The sequence below is a fragment of the Escherichia sp. WS547 genome, from assembly GCF_046486065.1.
In the GTDB taxonomy this organism is placed as follows: Bacteria; Pseudomonadota; Gammaproteobacteria; order Enterobacterales; family Enterobacteriaceae; genus Escherichia; species Escherichia coli.
In genome coordinates this window covers 80,510-101,431 of the sequence record NZ_JBJQMA010000012.1, presented here as the reverse complement: position 1 = coordinate 101,431, position 20,922 = coordinate 80,510, and the positions used below count along the sequence as shown (strand labels likewise).

The 20,922-nt window shown below is 51.5% G+C and carries 12 protein-coding genes; all 12 read right to left on the bottom strand.

All coding sequences use genetic code 11. From position 1 onward, the window contains the following. Nucleotides 1–10 precede the first annotated feature (10 nt). On the bottom strand, nucleotides 11–8,053 hold the full coding sequence (locus ACJHWK_RS12935) for an adhesion domain-containing protein (RefSeq protein WP_001521047.1): 8,043 nt from the start codon (nucleotides 8,051–8,053) through the stop codon (nucleotides 11–13). Nucleotides 8,054–8,173: 120 nt separating this feature from the next. Beyond that, nucleotides 8,174–9,151 (bottom strand): SinI family autotransporter-associated protein, encoded by a 978-nt coding sequence (locus ACJHWK_RS12930; RefSeq protein WP_170886121.1) that lies wholly within the window; start codon nucleotides 9,149–9,151, stop codon nucleotides 8,174–8,176. Nucleotides 9,152–9,205: 54 nt separating this feature from the next. Next, nucleotides 9,206–11,383 carry an intimin-like inverse autotransporter SinH gene (gene sinH, locus ACJHWK_RS12925; protein ID WP_001521048.1) on the bottom strand — a complete coding sequence of 726 codons (2,178 nt, stop codon included), beginning with the start codon at nucleotides 11,381–11,383 and terminating at the stop codon, nucleotides 9,206–9,208. 209 nt (nucleotides 11,384–11,592) lie between these two features. Next, on the bottom strand, nucleotides 11,593–11,808 hold the full coding sequence (locus ACJHWK_RS12920) for a zinc ribbon domain-containing protein (protein WP_001196896.1): 216 nt from the start codon (nucleotides 11,806–11,808) through the stop codon (nucleotides 11,593–11,595). Nucleotides 11,809–11,870: 62 nt separating this feature from the next. Beyond that, the gene (gene der / locus ACJHWK_RS12915; RefSeq protein ID WP_001317982.1) at nucleotides 11,871–13,343 is read right to left on the bottom strand and encodes a ribosome biogenesis GTPase Der; all 1,473 of its coding nucleotides are present in this window, start codon (nucleotides 13,341–13,343) and stop codon (nucleotides 11,871–11,873) included. Between the two features lie 117 nt (nucleotides 13,344–13,460). Further along, nucleotides 13,461–14,639: an outer membrane protein assembly factor BamB gene (bamB, locus tag ACJHWK_RS12910; RefSeq protein WP_001521051.1), complete on the bottom strand. Its 1,179-nt coding sequence runs from the start codon at nucleotides 14,637–14,639 to the stop codon at nucleotides 13,461–13,463. Nucleotides 14,640–14,649: 10 nt separating this feature from the next. Next, nucleotides 14,650–15,270, bottom strand: a complete 621-nt coding sequence (gene yfgM, locus ACJHWK_RS12905; protein ID WP_000409205.1) for an ancillary SecYEG translocon subunit YfgM — start codon at nucleotides 15,268–15,270, stop codon at nucleotides 14,650–14,652. A gap of 17 nt (nucleotides 15,271–15,287) precedes the next feature. Continuing rightward, the gene (gene hisS / locus ACJHWK_RS12900) at nucleotides 15,288–16,562 is read right to left on the bottom strand and encodes a histidine--tRNA ligase (RefSeq protein WP_001107167.1); all 1,275 of its coding nucleotides are present in this window, start codon (nucleotides 16,560–16,562) and stop codon (nucleotides 15,288–15,290) included. 110 nt (nucleotides 16,563–16,672) lie between these two features. After that, nucleotides 16,673–17,791, bottom strand: a complete 1,119-nt coding sequence (gene ispG / locus ACJHWK_RS12895) for a flavodoxin-dependent (E)-4-hydroxy-3-methylbut-2-enyl-diphosphate synthase (RefSeq protein ID WP_000551813.1) — start codon at nucleotides 17,789–17,791, stop codon at nucleotides 16,673–16,675. Nucleotides 17,792–17,817: 26 nt separating this feature from the next. Beyond that, on the bottom strand, nucleotides 17,818–18,831 hold the full coding sequence (gene rodZ, locus ACJHWK_RS12890) for a cytoskeleton protein RodZ (protein WP_410234850.1): 1,014 nt from the start codon (nucleotides 18,829–18,831) through the stop codon (nucleotides 17,818–17,820). Between the two features lie 284 nt (nucleotides 18,832–19,115). Further along, nucleotides 19,116–20,270 (bottom strand): bifunctional tRNA (adenosine(37)-C2)-methyltransferase TrmG/ribosomal RNA large subunit methyltransferase RlmN, encoded by a 1,155-nt coding sequence (locus tag ACJHWK_RS12885; RefSeq protein WP_000003317.1) that lies wholly within the window; start codon nucleotides 20,268–20,270, stop codon nucleotides 19,116–19,118. A gap of 149 nt (nucleotides 20,271–20,419) precedes the next feature. Then, entirely contained in the window at nucleotides 20,420–20,851 is a 432-nt protein-coding gene (gene ndk, locus ACJHWK_RS12880; protein WP_000963837.1) for a nucleoside-diphosphate kinase, read from the bottom strand. Nucleotides 20,852–20,922: the final 71 nt, after the last annotated feature.

Genomic DNA, 20,922 nt, shown 5'->3' with positions numbered 1-20,922 from the left:
GCCATGCTGGTTACTGGAAGCAGGTCACCAGACCCGGTTTATTCATTAGCGTGATACTACAATCCTGTGCTCCAGTGCCTTCGTCCATCCCACACTGTTGAGAGGACAAATAAGGAAAACTTGGTGAAGACGGCCATCCCAGTGAATTAAAAACAGTGTGCAACAACTCTAATTCATTGTATGTCGGTGCATTTTCTATGCTGCCACACTGCCTTGCAATATCCCATTTACTGGCATCAATGATATGTGCAGAAGCCCAGTTTTCGTAGTTAATAATCGGTGAGGATACGGGATTTGCCCCGGACGGCAATTCTGTCGTTAACAACGGTCGATGTAGCGATTTACCATTCACCACTACAGTGTCTGCCATATGTCCCCAAAAGTGCGCCGAGGAAACATTCGGGCTGGTTGGTACCGTAAAAATAGCGTCCAGCGTGTCTGTCGCGGAAGCGTAATTAGCCAGAGTAACCGTCAGTGGCGTTTTATAACCAGGGGTATTATCCTGGCGGAGCGTAAAACTTGCCGTCCCATCCGCGCCTGTCATGCCACTAATGGTATTACCGCTTTCACTCAGCGTAACAGCCGAACCAGATAACGGCTGAACGATGAGATCGTCCATCGCCACCACATCACCATACAACGTCGCCCCAGCGTTACGCGGCGATGCATCGCCACGTTTCAAAGTAAATTCCACATTCGGTACCGTATTCCCGGCGCTGTCTTTCACCGTCACGGTAACGGGCATGGCTTCGCCTTTTTTCACTTTCGCCGCCTGGCTGTCAGCATCAAACGCTGTTGAGGTCAGTGTGACGCTGGAAACCGTCGCGCGCGCAGACACCAGACACGCCTGATAAGCGGCATTACCATTCAATGTCGTTGTGCCATCTTTCATATTGAGCGACTGATTTTTACCATCTGTAGTCTTATCCTGCGCCCACCAGTAATAATAAACTGACCAGCCAGTTTCCGTCGTAAGGGTGTTATTGGGATAACGTTGATACAGTGACTTCATATCGCTGAGCAACGGTTGCCGGGCTTCCTCACAAGGGCTGAGGCTGGCATTTGCTTTAGTGGTTGACGAAAAATAGGGCCAGTCCTCATTATTGTTATTGGTTTTATTTACCCCGGAGGTCGATGGCAGCTCCTTCCACAATTTCGGTCGTTCAAAGACGGTTCCATTTGCCGCTGTCACCGTTTCTGGCATATGACCCCAGTAGTCGGCATCCTGGGCGTCAGGGCTGGTGACCACGGTAAATATCAGGTCCAAGTTTGACGTGATCTGCGGATCTTGTGCAAGCGAGACCGTAAACGGCGTTGCCAGGCCGGTGGTGGCGTTTTGCGTAACATTGAACGTCACTGTGCCATCACTGCCGGTAAAACCAAGCCATTTTGCCGTATCCTGAGCAAAGGAAATACGGGTTGCTGTCGGTGTGACAACATCTACAATAAGATCATCTGCCAACGATGAGGGCCTAATTCCTGAACGACTTTTCGCCTGCGCCCGCTGAAGCGTCACGCCCTCACCACTCACCAGGTTGCCATTTTGGTCTTTTACTGTCACGACTAACGGGATTGTCTCGCCCTTTTTCGCCGATGCCGAAGGTGTGCCGCCGTTACTTGCGGTTCTCGTCTCATCAAATGCTATTGAAGTCAGGGTAACGCTTGACGGCTTAGAGTGAGGCTGTGCCAGGCAGAGCATTAGAGCAACCGGAGAGAGTGCGGATGATACTCGTCCCGTACTTAGGTTAAAGACCTGATAATACCAGGAGCTACCATTGGAGTTAAGCAATTCATAAATCCACCAGTTTCCTGACGCTATCGGCAACCCCAGATCTTTCGTTAACGCCCCGTTTGGGTGATCGTCATATAACCCCTGCAATTCGCTGAGGCGCGGTTGATATTCCAGCGAACAATCTGCCGTCGCTTTTTGAGTACTATATATATATGACCATGTCTCATTATTACCGTTTACCGAGCTCCCCGTAGTCGCTTCCGCTGCCAGTAATGGGCGCTTGAAGGTCACGCCTGCCGAACTGGTAAACGTTTCCGGCATATGGCCCCAGTATTTCGCTTTTGGCGAATCCGGGCTGGTTATCACCGTGAAAATGACATCCAGCGTGACGCTTTTCGAGGTATCGCGCATGAGTTCTGCGCTGAGCGGCGTTGACAGCCCATAACTGCTATTCTGGCTGACCTCAAACGTAGCTTTACCATCGCTCCCTGTCTTCAGAAGAGCCTGCGTCCCATCCCCATACAAGATTGACGTTACCCCAGTAGGTTCCACAGGTATGATGGTAAGATCATCTGCAGAGGCATCGTACGCAGCTTTAGCGCGGTTCAGCGCAGTTCCTCGTTTAAGGTTAAAGCTGGCACCTGGCAGTGGATTGCCTGCGCTATCTCGCACCGTAACAGTCATCGGGATAACCTCTCCCTTCTTCGCTGTTGCGCTGGGCCTGCCATCATTGCTGGCCGTTTTCGTTGCATCCTCCGCCGTTGAGGTCATTTCAATAGAAGCCGCCTCTGGATGAGGGTTTACCAGGCACAGCATTAATGCCGAGGTGGTTGAAGACGCTCTTCCACTTGATCCATTTAACAGATAAATATATTGATCGTACCAGTTACCCGCATATGCCACCATGTCGTAAGCCCACCAGTAGCTATTTACCGGAATACCCAGATCGGTCTTTATCGCACGACTTGGGTGTTCGTCGTACAATGCCTGTAGTTCGCTTAACAGTGGTTGATAATGTACATCGCACCCGCTTTTATCGATATCCCCCTTTGTTGCCGATCTCAACACGGCCCACTCTTCATTGTCTTCTATAAACGACTGGCCCGACGATCTTTCAGCAGAGAGTAAGGGGCGTTTGAAGGCAGTACCAGAACGCGTAGTGAACGTTTCCGCCATATGCCCCCAGTAACTTGCCAGGGGGGTATCCGGGCTGGTTATCACGGTAAACATCACGGGTAATTTGTTGGATTCCAGGCTCGACTGATAGGCCTGAGCGTACACATTGGTTACCAGGCCTATAGAATCATCCTGCTTTACCGTAAACGTGGCTGTCCCGTCTGCACCTGTCACCGCATAAAGGGAGATTGATGGAGTATCCACTCTTGCCGACGTTCCCGCAGCGTTGATTACAGTGATAGTTCTGTTCGACAACTGTACATTCTGGCGATTTGTCGATCCTTCACGTTTGAGAATAAACGGAACATTTGGTACGACATTTCCCTGCGCATCTTTTGTCACCACGCGAATCACCGCGTCGTCACCTTTTTTCCGTTTTAGTGCGCTGAGGGTTTCGTCAACTTTGACAAATTGTGTCGCATCGTTCGCTTCAACAATAATGTGGCTGGTCACCGCCACTGGGGTAGCCCGACAACTTAGCAGTCCTAGACTGCTTGACATGACCTCCGTTCCATCACCCGTTTTTAACGAAACCGCTTTAAAATTAAATGTTTGAGTGTAATAGGCAACAACCGTACTGGAGATATAGGCGCGTGATACAGGCCATCCCGTAACGTCATGTATTGGCACGTAACCTTCATCGGCATACAGTGACTCCAGCTCACTTTCAATCGGGACATATCCTGCACCGCAACCATTTACAGATGTGTTGTTCGACTGGTCCGGCGAGAACAGTGACCAGCTCTCTCCATCTTCCTGAAAAGAGCTTCGACTGGTTGTAACGGAAAGCTCATCTTGCAATAACGGTCTTTTATAAATAAGCCCGCCTGCACCGGTCATCGTTTCGGCCATATGCCCCCAGAATTTTGCTTTAGGGGTATCGGGGCTGGTTATCACCGTAAAGACCACCGGAAGCATTGATTTTACGTTATTATCTGTATCCAGCATGGCGGTCAGTTCGGTTTTTAAACCCGTGGTATTGTCCTGTTTCAGTGCAAGTGTTGTCGTACCATCTGCGCCGGTAACGCCATAAATCAGTGCTGTTGTTGAGGAAAAATTACTCTGCGTGTTACCCCAGGCATCCGTCACGATGAGCGCGCCTGCTGTCACCGTTGTAGACGCATTTGCCCGATTGACGCTAAGGTTACGTTTAAGCGTAAACGCGGTATTTCCCACCGGGTTACCCTGCGAATCTTTAGTGGTCACGCGAACCACGACTTCTTCCCCTTTTTTCGCTTTGACAACATTATTCGTACTGTCAAATTTTGTGGGGTCCGCAGCCTCAAGAACGATTTGGCTAGCCTTGACGATCGGCGTCGTCTGGCAGGTAAGCAGTTCTTTTGTGGCCGATGGAATTATCGAACTGGTGCCTGAACTGAGATTGACGGCCTTGAAGTCACGCTGTTCCAGGCTACTGCTGCCTGTCGTGCTGGAAAGGTAACTTGAGGCGACGGGCCAGCCCTGAACCGTTTTCATCGCATTGCCGCGGTTGGCTTCATACAATGACTCCAGCCCGGCCTGGGAGGGAACATATTCACTACCACAACCATTAGAGGATGTGCTTGTCGCCTGAGTTTGGGTAAATTGCGCCCAGTCCTCATTATCTTCTGCAATCGCTGTTCGACCCGACGTACTGGATAACTCTTTCAACAATAATGGGCGTTTAAAGACCGTTCCATCCACAGCCGTCACCGTTTCAGGCATATGCCCCCACATTTTCGCCTTATCGCTGTCCGGGCTGGTGACAACGGTAAAAATGGTATCGAGGGTCGCTTTTTTCGTTGTGTCTGAATAGAGCGCGGCGGTCAGCGACGTTTTTGTGCCATGGGTATCCGGGCGGGTAATAGTGAGAATTTTAGTGCCATCGCTGCCGGTCATCGCGCTGTATGCTGCGGCGGTATCATTGAGCGAAGTTTCATCCGCCAGGCCACTATTGATCACAACCGGCGCAACCAGCGCATCACCGCTACCGGCAATGTGTTTTTCGTTTGATCGGGTATAACCATCGCCACGCTTCAGCGTAAAAGGCATATCACCCAATGGATTGCCCTGAGCATCTTTTACCGTCACCTTCACCTGTAGCGTTTCGCCTTTTTTCAGCTTCGCCGCATTTGCTGCCGCGTTCCACTGCGCCGGGTCCACCACTTCCAGCGTAATGCTGCTGGCAGGATTGTTAGCCGTCGTCAGGCAACTGACATAAACCGCCGTGCTACCACCAACGGTCCGCGCGCCATCGTTGAGGGCTATGGTGTAGTAATGCGGCACCTGATCCGCGGGCGAACTGCTCCAGTAGGGCTGACGCTGCGTTGGCCAACCGTGTACCGTTTGAACGGCGTTACCACTGTTAGCATCATAGAGCGCGTTAAGCTGGGAACGGCGTGGGAGCATATTGGCACCACAGCCACCTTTACTGGTGCTGGAAGTGTTGGCCTGGCTAACGCGCGACCATACTTCGTTATTTTCCGTTAATGTGCCGTCCGGGCTGGACACTTCCGCAGCCAGTCGGGGTCGGGCAAAGGTTAATGCATCGACGGTAATCGTCTCATCCATATGCCCCCACATCTGCGCGCCAACCGCATCCGGACTGGTGAGCGTAGTGAAAATCACATTGTAATTAACAGTATTGGGAATATAGGAGTTTACAGGCGCAATATTCAGCGGCGTCGCTAAGCCCACACCTTGCGGTTGCTTAATTTCCACAGTAGCAAAACCCTGCGCATCCGTAGTACCTGCATAGACTAAAGACGGTTGCGATGTTCCGTAGAGCGTGCCATTCATCTCGATTGCGCCGCGGGTTGGATCATCGAAACCCGTGGTCTGCCCCTGACGATTTTTCCCCATATCTTTCGTGATGGTGAACGCGGTATACGGCACGGGCGCATTATTCAAGGCATTAAAGGTGCGTACCGTCATGGTAATCGTTTCACCCACTTTCGCCTGCGCTCTGCTGCTTGTGGAAACATCATGATCGGTGGTCGCAGCAATCTGGGCGACCATCTCATTGCCCGAACAAGAAAGGTAGTTTTGCTTAAAGCCGGAATAGGTATCGATGTTGCCCGTGGCCAGGTTCACCGACGCATGCGACGTCTCTTCCACCGCACTAAGATACGCTTTTTGCAACGTTGGCCAGCCATATTCGGTGCCGATGACATTGGCTGGATGTGCGGCAAACAAACTGTGCAATGAGCTTTGGCTCGGAATATGACCTAAACCACACTCAGCCTGCATACTGCTATTCTGATCAAACAGCGCCCAGTCTTCGTTATTTTCCCGCACTGCTCCCAGTTCGTTGGCGGTTTCATCCGCCAGCCGTGGGCGTTTAAAGATATTGTTCGCTTCAATAATGCCTAACATATGTCCCCACATCCGCGCTTTGTCGGTATCGGGGCTGGTGATCACCGTAAAAATAACGTCTTTCTCATCCGAGGCAGTAAAATCACTGCGCATTCTCGCGGTGATGTGAGTTTTCACCCCCACGCCGCCTGGCTGGGTCAGCGTCAGAGAGGCCTCTCCGTTAGCATCAGTGATCCCTTCATAGGTATGGGCGTCAACTTTGCGAACGTTACTGCCGCCATCAATTTGTACCGGGTACGCCTCCCACGCGGCGTCAGTTTGATTCTTACGGTTAACGCCGTCATCCAGATGCAGCGAAAAGTAGTAGTACGCCAGCGGCTGATCGTTGTTCTTGCTATCGGTAATCGTCAGGCGTAAAGAAGCCTCTTCCCCCACCTTTACTTTCATCGCTTTTATCGTCGAATCATAGCTGCCCGGCGTCAGTACCAGCTTCGGTTCAACATCGGGCGCTTCTTTATCGACACAGCTCACAATAAACGTCGTATCGTCCGGTTTTTGCGCTTCGCTGCGGTTCGAAACATCCGCCGCATGGTGCTGGCCGCTCATCCCCGCCAGTGATGACCAGTAGTAGTTACCCTGCATCGGCCAACCAGCCACATCCTGCACTGACGTTGGCACCACCGTCGCCAGCGCACCGAACTGACGCATTCCGGGCAAAATGTCGCAATGTTTATCCGCGCCACTCCAGGTGAAGGTTGACCAGGTTTCATTGTGATCGTTAACCGTACCGTCTTCATTATCGACTTCCGCCGCCAGTTTTGGTCGGCTAAAGGTGTAATCAAGGGCCTTCAGCGTATCGGGCATATGACCCCACATTGTGGCCTGCGGGACATCCGGGCTGGTGAGGACGGTAAAGATCACCGCCGTTTCACTGGCCTGAGCAATACCCGCGAGGCTCGCGACCAACGGCGTTTTTACACCAGGGCCGTTGGCCTGGGTGACCGTAACCGTGGCAACACCATTCGCATCGGTAGAACCACGATATTCCGTCGCGGTGGTGGTTAATTCGGTCGTGCCCAGTTTTACCGGCGCAGTATTGTTCACCACACCCAAGCGGTTTTCAGCATCTTTGCGTTTGATAACAAAAGGAATATTCCCCACAACATTACCGACGCAATCTTTGGTAGTGACCGTTAACGTGATACTGCCGCCAACCGTCGTTTTCGCCGCACCGGAGGATTCGTCATAGCCCGCGGCGCTGACGGAAATAAGGTCACCCTGCGCGGGCGCAATCTTCAGCGTCACTTTCTGATCGGCGAGCGTCAGAACACTTTCATAGGGATAGCCCGTCGAGGTGAGTAAATATAACAGCGGCATGGTCTGTTGGGGATCAGGCTGCGCCCAGGCGACCAGCGAACGCCCGGCAAGTCCCTGAGCGCAAAACGAGCGATCTGCGACTGGCTGTGGGTCCAGTAAGGTGTCCGGCGTCGCGGCATCCGCCCAAACTAAAGATACTGTCGGTGGCGTTTGGTTTTCCCAACGTGGGGTGGAAATGATATCGCCTTCTCTGTCTTGCGGATTGGTGACGAGCAATTTAGAGACGCTAATATCCGCGCTGAATTCACTCGGTTTAGCGGTAAACGCTACCTCATGCGTCTTTGCAGGATCCAGAAAGACACTGCCCTGGTAGACGGGTATGCTGGCACTGTCGGCGGTGGGCACGGTACCGTTAAATTCGCCGACCGTATCTGAAGAGTCTTGCCATGCAGATTCTGCCCATGACCACCCAGGCAGCATTGCGCTTATCAGCAATGCGCATAACACAAGGATTTTATTCAGGGTCAGGGACATGACAGAAACTCCACCGGTTGTTAAACGGACGCTTGTCGCATCAACATATTTTGCTTAATCCGGGATTAAGCAAAATATGCGGAAACAGCATTCCCTTGCGGGAATGCTGCTGAGTACGCGTTATTTGTGTTTGTAAATAATGTGAAGTTTGTAACCCTGTACCCCGTCGCCGTTTGTCGGAATGGTAAGAGCCTCTTTACCATCGCGCGCAGGACCGTTAAGGTTGGTTCTGGCTTCGTCGTTGGTCGCAGGGATGGCCAGATTGTTATTATCGAAGCTTGAGTTAACGATACCACCCGAAGTGCCGAGCTGCTGGCTGCTGCCAGAAAGTACCCAACGGAAGTCATAATTGGCGGTAACGTCAGCATCGGTACCCGCATCAAACTTGCCGTTTTTGTTCTCATCCGAGTACAGTTTGGCCACGTAGGTTTTGCCAAGTTCGATTGGCGTGCTGCCGTTGATAAGGTTGATACTGGTACCATCAACAAAGATGGCGACTTTCAGGTTCTGGTTAACCACCGGCCCTGGCGCAACGTTATCGCTGTCGCTTCCGCCGCCGCTGGCAGTGGAAATGTCATAAAGATGCAGCGCAGTCCCGACGTTTGGCGTACCGGTCTGCGTGGTCGGCGTAATTTCAATACCGATATAACGACCACGGTCGTCATCGGTAAGAGTGTAACTGGTCACCTTCGTTGCCAGCTCTTTCGGATCGCCCCCCTGAGCGTCCTTGTAGCTCATCCAGCGGATAGTATCGATAGTCTTTGCGTTATCGCCCAATCCCCCATGATCCACGTCGCCTTCGGTATCACCAATTTCCCAACTTACGGTTAATTTATCACCCGAGTAAAGACGCTTGTCCGTTTCACTGCCTGTCGGGCGAGCGCCTTTTAGATCAGAAGTCAACGTTACATGGTCGGCATCTGTCGTAGCGCTTCCCCCTTCCGAATAGAGCCACGGAATGGTTCCCTGGAAAATATTGGTTTCGCCGCTGTCGACCCAGGCGCTTTCTTCCGCCAGCGCCACAGGTGCCACACAATAACCTGCCAGTGCCAGCGCCAATGCGATCCGGGTCAGACCGCGTCTTTTATCCTGCTTCATTGATGCTCTCCTTAATGAACCTTCAGCGACTGGCCGACTGGCCTTACGCCAATCTTATTTTTTGGTATACAGCACGCGTAAACCGTATCCCTGCAAGCCATCTCCCGCTTGTGCGCCATAGGTTTGCGCTGCTTCGCGGTTAGTGGCCGGAATCACAATGTCCTCATTGGAAGTGTTCGCCTGTGCACCCACTTCACCATTGATGCTCTTGCCGGTAAATTCCCACTTGTAGTCGTACTGCGCCATCTCTTCGTCAGTCAGTTTTTCGACCTGCTGGAAGACACCGTCTTTATTGATGTCACGCCACAAAACAAATCGATAAGTGTTGTTGAGCGGCAGCGGTTCTTTATCTTTACCTATCAGGTTGCTGGGTTTAGCCGCCCCCACACGATAGATAAATGCATTTAGCCCACCAATTTCTGCCCCGAGGAAAGTGACATCCACATAGTTACTGTCGTCGTAGGGCGCAGCTTTTGCTTTCCAGCGATAGGTGCCGGGTAAGGTACTGGAGAGGGTGACAGTGCCCTTTTCTTTATCTTGTTTAGCGATAAAAACGCAGGGGTTGTCGGTCGAGCAAGGCTTGTTGGTTAACGTCACTCGTTTGTCCTGCGCGTCGTAAAGCTGCGGCGTGAGGTTATCTTCCGGCAGCGCATCGCCATTGCGGTCGGTGTTATCGCCAAAGCTGTCGGTTACATCGAGATCCATCACCACACCATCAACGCCATCTGCCTGAGCGCTGGCTTCGTGGCTGTGGTTGTTCTCTTCCGGCACGTTCGCGATGTTATTAACAATCAACTCTATTTTACGGTCCTGCTGAACGGTGATTTCCACCACGCCAGAGTTCTGTCGGTTGCCCTTTTCATCTTCCAGTGCCAGACGTACTCGCCAGGTATTGAGTTTTTCTTGTTCGGCTTTGTCAGAGCTGTACTGCCAGGCGGGCAGCACCAGGTTCCAGTGGTTATTGTTACCCTCTGTCAGGGTATTCTCTTTGATAACCGGCATAACCAACGTGCGGGCAGCATTGTTTTTCGCCTGCCATGACGCAGCGACAATTTTGTAGTGGTGGTTGATAAGCGCGTTAATGGTCCACTTACATTTTTCCAGCCCGACGGCCGCTTCGGGAGTGTCCTTAATGACGCACTCAGGGTGCTCGTTGGTGGCATCCGCTTTTAACCACAGGGTGACATCAAGCGGATCTTTTTCTTTGTATTCCAGAACAATAAAGTTATTACGCTCAACAAAATCATGACGACTGCCCATCAACGAGTGAGCCGCTTTCACTTTATCGCTATCCAATTGATCTTTTAGCGGAACGCCGAACTGATAATTAAGAGTGGCATTAATGCTGACATCGCTGTTATCTCCGGTCCCCGCTTTATAGTCCGCCCCAACGGTTAGTAATGGCACCGGTTGATAATTCAGTCCAAGTGTTACCGCGTAGGGATCTTTCTCCAAATTATCCGTACCAAAAAGGGCGACTTCATCGCCGTAATATTGCTCGAAGACAACTTTGCCCCCCAGTTGCGGATAAGAAGGTAACCAGGCTTCGGCACGAATATCCCAGCCGCGCGCAGGGCGTTCTTCATAAAAGTCGAAATCTTCAGAGTCTTTCCAGTCAGAAAGCGGATGATAATAGTTGCCAGAGAATTTTAAATAATCAGTCCACGCTTCGCCGCCTAAACCTAAACGGCGATGTCCTCGGGTAAAATCATAATCATAAAATATATTTCCACCCAATAACCATTCATTAAAATTATGTCTTACCCCAAGACCAATATTCCCGATTGTACGATCTTCTTTTCGCTGCGCAGAAAATTGACTGAAATAAACAGTGGTTTGATTATCGTACCAGGGAACAAAATAATCGATGGAACTGCCATCCAGATCGCCGTCCTGGCCAATGGAGAGGTTCGAACGGACCTTACCGTAGGGAGAGAGTGTGTCTTCAATATAAGATTGTGCGGTTGAGGTGATTTGACTTTGCAGATAGCTTCTGGCCTGAGATTCCAGCGCCTCAGGGGTCAAGTTTTCAAACCCTTGCGTGGCGGAGTTGATGACGTAATCGGCTCCGCGCTCTTTCAGCGATTTACCCTTGTTGGTTTGTTCATCCTGCTGTGCTGCCTGGCTACCTAAATCAGGTAACGATTCGTTTTGCTTAACATTTATCTCTGGTGCCGCGAAAGCAGCACCAGAGATAAATGTTAGAATAATACAGCGTTTCCATCGCAGCATGCACTTTCCCTGTGACAATGATACAGTCAAAAATAAGCTTTAATATTGTATCCCTGATTATTCAGAAAGGCATGTCATAAAGAATAAATATATTCTTAATTATTTAAATTAGTGATTTCACTCAATTACATTAGTTATTCCACTAATAACAGATTGTTTTACCATTCACATATTAAATATAAATGATAAAACAATATATTCACATGATATTAAGCAATAACAAATTCAACGCGTTTTTTAGATATTAAACCGTGCCCATGTTGGCAGAAATAGTCCACAGCACCACAAGCTTTTAACACTTGTAACGGCTGATGACACTCAGGGCAAAGTGCCTGGACGGTAAAGTCTTTGTCGCAAGTTGCACAGTGGGCAGTCTCGCCATTGCGTTCGAGAGGGGTTTTGCAGGTTGGACAGTTGAGTGCCATAAATACTCCTCGCGCGTTATTCGGTTTCCCTTTCCGTGTGGAAAGGGAAACCAAATAAGTGATTACTTACTTTTCTTGATATGCTTCATCAGGCGCTTACGCTTGCGCATCTGGGTCGGCGTCAGGGTGTTACGCTTGTTCGCATACGGGTTTTCCCCTTCTTTGAACTGAATACGAATCGGCGTCCCCATCACATCCAGAGACTTGCGGAAATAGTTCATCAGATAACGCTTATAGGAATCCGGCAGGTCTTTTACCTGGTTACCGTGAATCACCACAATCGGCGGGTTATAACCACCGGCGTGGGCATATTTCAGCTTCACGCGACGCCCGCGTACCAGCGGCGGCTGGTGATCTTCAACAGCCATGGTCATGATGCGGGTCAGCATAGACGTACCCACGCGACGGGTAGAGCTGTCATACGCTTCACGCACTGATTCAAACAGGTTACCAACACCACTGCCGTGCAAGGCAGAGATAAAGTGCACACGAGCAAAATCGATAAAGCCCAGACGGAAGTCCAGCGTTTCTTTCACCTGCTCTTTCACTTCCTGGCTCAGGCCATCCCACTTATTCACCACAATGACAAGTGAGCGCCCACTATTGAGAATAAAGCCCAGCAGCGAGAGATCCTGATCGGAAATACCTTCGCGGGCGTCAATCACCAACATCACCACGTTGGCATCTTCAATGGCCTGCAACGTTTTGATTACCGAGAATTTCTCTACAGCATCGGTGATTTTGCCGCGTTTACGTACGCCAGCGGTGTCAATGAGTACATACTCACGTCCATCGCGCTCCATTGGAATGTAGATGCTGTCACGCGTCGTGCCAGGCATGTCGTAAACAACAACGCGCTCTTCACCAAGAATACGGTTAGTGAGTGTAGACTTACCTACGTTCGGACGACCCACAATCGCCAGTTTGATCGGCAGACTTTGCGGGTCGAAGTCATCTTCCTCTTCTTCTTCGCCGTTTTCTTCTGCTTCAAATTGCGCCCAGTATTCAGCGTCTTCGTCGACTTCTTCTTGCGGTGCGAGATCTTCCATCCACGGCAGCAGCACGTGCTCAAGCAGACTTAATACGCCACGACCGTGAGACGCGGCGATCGGGTAGATTTCCCCTAAACCAAGCGAGTAGAAATCAACCACTGCCTGATCGGGATCCAGACCGTCAGTTTTGTTTGCCACCAGGAAGGTCGGTTTTTCACGGGAGCGCAGATGTTTAGCAATCGCTTCATCCGCCGGCATCAGGCCCGCGCGCGCATCCACCATAAACAGTACGACGTCCGCTTCTTCAATCGCCAGCAGCGACTGTTCCGCCATGCGGGTTTCTACACCGTCTTCTGTGCCATCAATCCCGCCGGTATCAATGCAGATAAACTCACGGCCTTCAATTTCTGCACGACCGTACTTACGGTCACGAGTCAGACCCGGGAAATCCGCAACCAGCGCATCTCGGGTGCGAGTTAGACGGTTAAATAACGTGGATTTTCCTACGTTAGGGCGCCCGACAAGCGCGACCACAGGTACCATGTTTAAAGCCTCATTTTTATAAATCATCAGACAACGCACGCTATATTCGTGTCGTTGTTAAAAACAGGAAAACGGCCCCTGTCCAGGAGCCGTTTTCAAAGTGAACGACAGAGACGATTAACGTGTAATAGAGTACACGGTTCCGTCTTTTGCCTGGATCAGCAGTTTGCCGTCAGCGGCAACCGGTTCAGTCTGGAAACCGGAACTATCAACTTTTTGCTGGGCAACGAAACGACCATCTTCGACGTTAATCCAGTGCAGATAACCTTCACTGTCACCTACCACCAGGTTGCCATTATACAGCACCGGAGAAGTCAGCAGGCGATGCAACAGATCGCTTTGTGTCCACAGCGTAACGCCGCCATCAATGGTCAACGCCATCACCCGGTCATTTTGATCGACCAGATAGATGCGGTTGCCGTCGACGATGAAATCATTCACCGAACCCAGTTCGCGTTTCCACATAATCTGACCGCTGCGCAGATCAAGCGCCGTCAGGTTACCATTATAGGCCAGCGCGAAAACAACGCCGTTAACAACGACGGGAGTCGTGTCAACATCGCTCAGACGGTCAATTTCGGTTGAACCGGTCGCCTGGGAAATACGCTGCTGCCAAATCATCTGGCCCTGTTCCATCAGCACTGCGCTGACGCGACCATTATCGCCACCCACGACGGCCGCACCAAAAGCCGTTGCCGGCGCAGACTCGCCACGCAAAGAGAGCGAAGGCATATCGAGGTTAACTGTCCATTTGACAGCGCCGTCGGTTTCGTTCAGCGCTTGTAACTGACCATTACTGGTGTGGATTAACACCAGACCGTCGCTGACCACCGGACGCGAAAGTGCTTCACCCGCGACTTTAGTTTGCCATGCCACAGTACCATCGCTGGTATTCAGCGCGTAAACCTGCGCCTTTTCACTGCCAATGTAGACATGCCCGCCAGACACGGTCACGCCGCCAGAAAGTAATGCAGGCTCTTTAGAGAACCAGCCATCTTTCTCGGCCAGGCTGACAGACCAGATTTCTTTGCCATCATCCGCATTCAGCGCTTTTACTAAACCAGCGCGGTCCGCTGCATAGACAACGTTGTCCGCCAGTGCCGGATGAAGATTGGAATAGAAGTTGCCAATGCCGCTACCAACGGAAGTGCTCCACGCCGTGGTCGGCGTAAACTGGTTTTCAACGGTTGGCAATGGGGACATCTTTACCACATCTTCTTCGCTGTTAAACAGCGAACAGCCGCTTAAAAGGGTAACGGAAAGCAGTCCTGGCAGCAGTAATTTACGCAATTGCATCGGGTCCCTCTCAGATGGACAAATTATTAATTTTCATCTGCATCATTTCGCTCAGTGCCGGAGTAACATCGCTTTTCACGCCTGCTTCCCATGCACTACGCGCACCTTGCTTATCACCTTTGCTCAGCAATGCTTCACCACGCAGGTCGGCAACAATGGCAGCCCACCCTTCACCTTTGATGGTATCAAGGGTTTTCAGCGCGGCATCAGCCTGCTTGAGCTGTACCTGAACGCGAGCAAGACGCAGATTTATCACGGCTTTGAGATTTTCATCGCTCGTGTCTGCCAGCCCCTGTTGTAACTGGGCGGCAGCTTTCTCTAGTTCATTTTTGTCAACAAATTGCTGCGCAAGTTCCAAAGAAGCCAGCGCACCATAAGTATTTTTATTTTCAGCAGCAAATTTTTCCGCCGCCGGAATGCTATCCGGTTTGCCTTCGCTCACTGCGGTAACCGCATTTTGATAGGCAAGAGAAGCGGAGCGTGCAGAATCAACCTGATGGCTGTTCCAGTAGCGCCAGCCAATTAGTGCGCCAACGCCCAAAATCACCCCAACAGCCAGTGCTTTGCCATTTTCAGCAAAAAAGCGTTTAACCGCTTCTACCTGGTCGTTTTCGTTCTCGTAAATTTCCACGCTGTCCTTCTCCTTCCTTAACCCAGTAACGTGCGCAAATGCGCGGCTACGCTATCCTGCGCAACTGCCGTTTGCTCACCAGAGCGCAAATCCTTCACTACTGCTGTGCCGTTAGCCACTTCAGACTCACCCAGCACCACAGCAACGCGGGCACCCCATTTATCAGCACGGGCAAACTGTTTCTTAAAGTTGCCGCCGCCGTGGTTGGTCATCAATTTCACGCCCGGTAATTCATCACGCAGACGCTCAGCTAATGCCATAGCCGCAGATTGTGTATCAGCACCTGAAGCCACCAGGTATATATCGACAACAGGATCGGCTTTAAATTCCGGATTAACGGCCTGTACTAACAATACAAGACGTTCGAGGCCCATCGCAAAACCGACAGCCGGTGTTGCACGACCGCCCAGTTGTTCCACCAGACCGTCATAACGACCGCCTGCACACACGGTGCCCTGGGAGCCGAGACTGTTAGTCACCCACTCGAAAACGGTACGGTTATAGTAATCCAGACCACGCACCAGACGCTGGTTTACGGTGTAAGCGATCCCCGCGCTCTCCAGCAGTTTGCACAGACCGGCAAAATGCTCACGAGATTCCTCGTCCAGATAATCGCCTAATGCCGGAGCGTCGTTGAGAAGCGCCTGCACTTCCGGATTTTTTGAATCCAGCACGCGCAGCGGGTTAGTGTACATGCGGCGTTTGCAGTCTTCGTCCAGCTTTTCTTTATGCTGCTCAAGGAATGCCACCAGCGCATCGCGGTAATTGGCGCGTGCTTCCAGCGAACCGATAGAGTTCAGCTCAAGAGTTACGTGCTCGGAGATACCCAGCGCGCGCCACCAGCGGGCGGTGAGCATAATCAGTTCAGCGTCGATATCCGGGCCTTGCAGACCGAAAACTTCGCAGCCCAACTGATGGAACTGACGATAACGCCCTTTCTGCGGACGCTCGTGACGGAACATCGGCCCGATATACCACAGACGCTGTTCCTGATTGTACAGAAGACCATGCTCGATGCCGGCGCGTACACAGCCCGCCGTCCCTTCAGGGCGCAGAGTCAGGCTGTCGCCATTGCGATCCTCAAAGGTGTACATCTCTTTTTCAACCACGTCGGTGACTTCACCAATCGCACGTTTGAATAGCGGGGTCTGCTCTACAATCGGCAAGCGGATTTCACTGTAACCGTAGCTGCCGAGCACGTTTTTCAGTGTGCCTTCAATGCGCTGCCAGATGGCCGTTTCGCCAGGCAGGTAATCGTTCATGCCGCGAATGGCTTGAATGTTTTTTGCCACGTTTATTCTCTTTCTGAATATAAAAATGAACCCTCAACGCTTCCCTCAATGTTTCGGGAGCCATGCGGGTTCAATCATACACGGGAAGCGAGGCGCTTCCCATCACGTTATTATTTTTCAACCTGCTGAACGTCAATTCGACGCGCTTCGTCCAGCTGACTGGCTTTCGCACGAATGCGCGCTTCCAGCTGGTCGATCATATCGTTGTTGTCCAGACGGTCTTTGCGCACGCCATCTTCATAGAGGCCGCTTTTCTTGTTACCGCCGGTGACGCCGAGTGTAGAAACCAGCGCCTCACCTGGGCCATTCACCACACAGCCGATAATCGAAACGTCCATCGGAGTGATGATATCTTCCAGGCGTTGCTCCAGCGCGTTAACCGTACCGATAACATCAAACTCCTGACGCGAACAGGTTGGACAGGCGATGAAGTTGATCCCGCGCGAACGGATACGCAGCGATTTCAAAATATCGAAACCGACTTTGATCTCTTCAACCGGATCGGCCGCCAGCGATACGCGCAGCGTGTCGCCAATGCCTTCAGACAGCAGCAGACCTAAACCAATGGCGGATTTAACCGCCCCGCTGCGCGCACCACCCGCTTCGGTGATCCCCAGATGCAGCGGCTGATCGATCTGTTTTGCCAGCAAACGATAAGACTCAACAGCGAGGAAGACGTCTGACGCTTTCACGCTGACTTTGAACTGTTCGAAGTTCAAGCGATCGAGATGATCAACATGACGCATGGCGGATTCCAGCAACGCCTGCGGCGTCGGTTCGCCATACTTTTCTTGCAGATCTTTTTCCAGCGATCCGGCGTTAACGCCAATACGGATCGGAATGTTTTTATCGCGCGCACAGTCAACCACCATGCGAATACGCTCTTCATTACCGATATTGCCAGGGTTAATACGCAGACAATCGACGCCGTATTCCGCTACTTTCAGCGCAATGCGATAGTCGAAGTGGATGTCAGCCACCAGCGGCACGTTAACCTGCTGTTTGATGAGTTTGAACGCTTCTGCCGCGTCCATCGTCGGTACTGAGACACGGACGATATCAGCGCCAACACGTTCCAACGCCTTGATTTGATTGACCGTTGCTTCGACGTCTGTCGTACGCGTATTGGTCATGGACTGTACGGCGATGGGAGCACCATCGCCAATCGGCACATTCCCAACGTAAATACGTGTTGATTTTCTACGTTGAATTGGAGCCTGGTTATGCATGAAAAATCTCCCGCGTTACCCGTCTGTTACTGCGCCGGTGATTGTTCGGCATTGAGGGTCAGACGCGCAACCTGGTTAGTTCTGATAAAACGACTCAGATCGACAGGTTTCCCTTGATACTGGATCTGTACTGCGGCTGGCGCACCAATTTTCAGTTTATACGGTGCCTGGCCGGTTAAATTCAAATTACCGTCTTTACGCTGCATCCCGCTAAACAGTTTTTTACCGGTAGCATCAGTGACCTCCAGCCAGCAATCGGCAGTAAAGTTCATCACCAGCGCATTCGGATCAGCCGCCGGCGTGGTCACGCCAGCCTGATAGGTTGGCAACGGCGCAGCACCATCTGGCGTTGTTGTTGCCGTTGGTGCCGGGGTCGCGGCGGTATCAACATTTGCCTGCGAAGGCGAAACAACCGCATTCTGTTGCGGATCAACAGCTGGTGCTGGCGCAGTTACGGCAGGTGTTTGCGTGTTGGTTGCGGTAGTATCCACAGACGCTGGCGGCGTGGACGTTGTAGCCGGGTCTGTAGTTGTCGACGTATTTAACGGAACACTCTGCCCCTGCTCGCTATTACTGCTCAGTTCCGCCGAAGATTGATCGGCCATAGTGGTGATCTCTTCCTGCTGAGCTTTGTGGTCTTGCCACCACCAGGCACCGCTCAGGCCGATAACCACAAACAACACCAGCCAGGTGAAGGTCATCAGCCAGCCGTCGCGTTTTTTGCGGCGTTTACCGAGGGAAAAACTCTGCATCGGCGCAACTTTTGCAGCCCGTAGTGGAGCCTGCTTTTCCAGCCCTGGCAGCAGTTCTTCTTCTGGAATATGTACCAGACGCGCATAAGAGCGGATATATCCGCGCAGGAATGTTGAAGCAAGATCGGCGGGTGCCTTATCTTCTTCAATGTCGCGTACCGTGGAAACCTTCAGGCAAAGTCGCTCGGCAACGGCCTGCTGACTAAGTCCTAGTTGTTCGCGAGCATTACGCAGGCGAGCGCCGGTAGTAAGTGCTTCATTTTGGTCGTGCGTGGCTTCAGTATTCATTCGCTGCAGGTACGTTTAAATGAGAATTGAGATGCCGGTGAACCATCATGCTCACCCACACCGCGAAACATCCGTTAAGTTAACCGTTATCATACAGTATAAGACCGTCTGTGTGCTCGTGACAAAGCCCACATTCACTAAGGCTAACTTACTGTTGCATCGTTACATACTGCCTTAAAGTCAGCAAAAACGCACCGTTAATATTGACCAGACAATTGCAACTTAATACTTCATTCATAAAAGATTACGCCACGGTACATAAAGTAACCGTGGCGTAATGGCTATCAGACCGCTTTAATGTCGATGGCTTCACCCTGCATCCGTTTACGCAGAGTACGTTTCGTACGGTCGATAACATCGCCCGCCAACTGTCCACAGGCAGCATCGATATCATCACCACGAGTTTTACGCACAATAGTGGTGAAACCGTAGCTCATCAGCACTTTTGAGAAACGGTCGATACGGCTGTTCGAACTGCGTCCATACGGCGCACCCGGGAACGGGTTCCACGGGATCAGGTTGATCTTACACGGCGTATCTTTCAGTAGCTCCGCCAGTTGGTGCGCGTGTTCAGTGCCGTCGTTAACGTGGTCAAGCATCACGTATTCAATAGTGACTCGGCCCTGATTGGCGTTGGATTTCTCCAGATAACGGCGCACCGCAGCAAGGAACGTTTCGATATTGTACTTTTTGTTGATCGGCACAATTTCGTCACGAATTTCGTCGTTCGGCGCGTGCAGGGAAATTGCCAGTGCAACGTCGATCATATCGCCCAGTTTATCCAGCGCCGGAACTACACCGGAAGTGGAAAGCGTCACGCGACGTTTAGACAGGCCAAAACCGAAATCATCAAGCATGATTTCCATCGCCGGAACGACATTGTTCAGGTTGAGCAGCGGCTCGCCCATGCCCATCATCACTACGTTAGTGATTGGACGCTGACCGGTGACTTTTGCTGCGCCGACGATTTTCGCTGCACGCCACACCTGGCCGATAATTTCCGATACCCGCAGGTTGCGGTTAAAGCCCTGCTGGGCAGTGGAACAGAATTTACACTCCAGCGCACACCCCACCTGCGAAGAGACGCAGAGCGTGGCACGGTCGTCTTCCGGGATATACACCGTTTCGACGCGCTGATCGCCAACGGCAATTGCCCATTTAATGGTGCCGTCAGATGAACGCTGTTCTTCAACCACTTCCGGTGCGCGGATCTCCGCCACCTCTTTCAGTTTGCCGCGCAACACTTTGTTGATGTCGGTCATCTCATCAAAGTTGTCGCAGCAATAGTGATACATCCACTTCATCACCTGATCGGCGCGGAAGGGTTTTTCACCTAAATCTTTAAAAAACTCCCGCATCTGCTGACGGTTGAGATCCAGCAGGTTGATTTTTCCATCTTTCGTGGTGACGTTTTCAGGTGTGACTAATTGTTCAGACATATGCTATTCCGGCCTCGTTATTACACGTTATGGCCCCTGGAGGGTTGAAAAAAGAAACGCCCCGGTGAGCGGCTGCTCGTCCGGGGGCGCTGCATTGTACAAATTCTGGCGCACGGATGCCACGTTTGCACGTAGCATTTACGAAATTATTAACGGGTGCGCGGGCACACTTCGCCTTCGCCGAAGAAATAAGCGATTTCGCGAGCGGCAGATTCGACGGAATCAGAACCGTGGGTACCATTTTCGGTCAGGCTGTCAGCGTAATCAGCACGCAGAGTACCGGCCAGTGCGTTTGCCGGATTGGTCGCGCCCAGCAGATCGCGGTGACGCTGAACGGCGTTTTCACCCTCCAGCACGGAAACCACGATCGGGCCAGAGGTCATGAATTCAACCAGACCATCAAAGAACGGTTTTCCATCGTGTTCAGCATAAAAGCCACGAGCCTGTTCAACGGTCAGGTGCAGCATTTTGGTGCCGACAATTTTGAACCCTGCAGCTTCAAAGCGCGCAAAGATATTACCAATGACGTTTTTTGCTACCGCGTTCGGTTTGATGATGGAAAAAGTACGTTCAATAGCCATTTTTACCTCTGTAAATTGTTCTGTTGTTGTCTGTACCAGCGTACGAGATGGCGCGGATTATAATGAGCAAC